At 39.5% G+C, this 587-nt stretch carries 1 protein-coding gene; it reads right to left on the reverse strand.

Annotated elements, in window-relative coordinates:
* Positions 1 to 587, reverse strand: a 587-nt coding sequence (locus IE142_RS40115) for a ribonuclease E/G (RefSeq protein WP_191889482.1), incomplete at both ends; no start/stop codon positions are given.

Here is a 587-nt window from a genome sequence, read left to right on the forward strand (position 1 = left end):
CAATAATGATAATGCCGCCTAAATTACGTAATCTCAGTTGCCGCGCTATCGCCTGACTCGCCTCAACATTGGTATTAAAAATCGTCTCTTCTAAATTACGATGACCAACAAAAGCGCCCGTATTGATATCAATCGTTGTCATTGCTTCGGTTTGGTCGATAATCAGATAGCCTCCTGATTTTAACTCGACCTTTCGCTCTAACGCGCGCTGAATTTCACTTTCAACCCCGTAGAGATCGAAAATAGGTTGATTACCTTGGTGTAATTCAAGTTTAGCGGTTAATTCAGGAATATATTCACCAATAAACTCCTGTAATTGATGATAAGTTAATTTAGAGTCAACCCGAATGCTATCTAATTCAGCCCCTGCAAAATCACGTAAAATACGTTGTGCTAAAGCAAGCTCACCATAAATTTGAATGCGCGTTTTATTTCTTTTTTTACGCTCAATGATTTTATTCCATAGGCGCTTTAAAAAAGCAGCATCTTGTTTTATTTCATGTTCGCCGACACCTTCAGCGGCGGTGCGAATAATAAACCCGCCATTTTCATCACAATACTCTTCTACCAAGCGTTTTAAGCGCTCA

This window comes from Streptomyces mutabilis, from assembly GCF_014649815.1.
Lineage (GTDB): Bacteria > Actinomycetota > Actinomycetes > Streptomycetales > Streptomycetaceae > Streptomyces > Streptomyces mutabilis.